We start from the raw sequence: 1428 nt of genomic DNA on the forward strand, positions 1-1428 counted from the left end.
CCAAAAACAAGATATTGGTACTCAAGGCAATGGTAGAGAAGAAACCCATCAAGCGATAGTAAATCACCATGAATGCAGCAACAGCGGCAAAGCCCCACAAGGTGGAATTGAAACCTTTTTCAATGTTTTCTTTACCCAAAGACGGGCCGATGGTACGTTCTTCGACAATTTGCATAGGCGCAGCCAGCGAGCCGGCACGCAGCAACAATGAAGTATCGTTGGCTTCGGCAGTTGTCATGCTGCCGGAAATCTCCACACGGCCACCGGTAATGGCGGAGCGGATGACAGGCGCAGTCACGACTTCGGATTTACCTTGGTCGATCAACACCATAGCCATACGTTTACCCACATTGGCCGAAGTCAATTCGCCAAAAATGCTGCCACCTGCGCTGTCCAAGCTCAGGCTCACGGCAGGCGCACCCATTTGGTCAAAGCTAGGTTGCGCGTCGTTGATGTTGTCGCCGGTCAATTCAACTTGTTTGTTGACCAAAATAGTTTCCGGATGATCGCCACCGCTTGACAGTAACTCATAACCAGTCGGTACATTACCGTTTAAGGCTTCTTGAAGTTTAATCGGATCGTCTTCCACCATACGCACTTCCAAAGTCGCGGTACGACCGATAATGTCTTTGGCTTTGGCAGTATCTTGCACGCCCGGCAGCTGTACAACAATGCGGTCAAGACCGGATTGTTGGATAACCGGTTCTGCCACACCCAATTCGTTCACACGGTTGTGCAAAGTGTTGATGTTTTGTTTTACCGCATCAGAACGTACTTTATTGATCGCCTCTTCAGACAGAGTCAGCACGATATTGTTGCCGTCTGCAAGCAAAGTGGCTTCAGGGAACATCTTTTGCAACTGAGGCAAAGCCTTTTGTACATCGGCAGCATCTTGCAGAGGCACAGTCAGACCATTTTCAGCCTGATGCACCGTACCGGTACGGATTTTTTCGCGACGCAATTCGCGGCGGATGTCGCCGGCGTAACGTTCAAACGTTTTCTGCATCGCGGCTTTCATGTCCACCTGCATGGTGAAATGCACACCGCCGCGCAAGTCCAGACCCAAGAACATCGGATTGGCTTTAATTTTCGCCATCCACTCAGGACTGTCCGCCAAAAGGTTGAGCGCGGTAATATAGCCTTCGCCCAAAGTGTTTTCGATGACATCACGCGCTTTTAATTGCGTTTCAGTATCTTTAAAACGCACTTTCAGCGAATTATCGACAATGAACATACCATCAGTCTGAATACCTGCGCTTTGTAACGCAGAAGACACTTTAGACTGGGTTTGATCGTTGATCACGATGGCTTGTCGGTTGGTCGATACCTGTACGGCAGGCGTTTCACCGAAAAGGTTGGGCAGCGAGTAAACAGCCGCAACCACAATCGTGAACGCAATCAGCAGGTATTTCCATAAAGGATAACGGT

The 1428-nt window shown here is 49.4% G+C and carries 1 protein-coding gene; it reads right to left on the reverse strand.

The genetic code is table 11. The features are described 5' to 3' along the window. The coding region (secD, locus tag ACTHUM_RS14080; protein ID WP_440403180.1) for a protein translocase subunit SecD at positions 1-1428 on the reverse strand (1428 nt) is incomplete at both ends.

The organism is Neisseria sp. P0021.S006, from assembly GCF_051956895.1.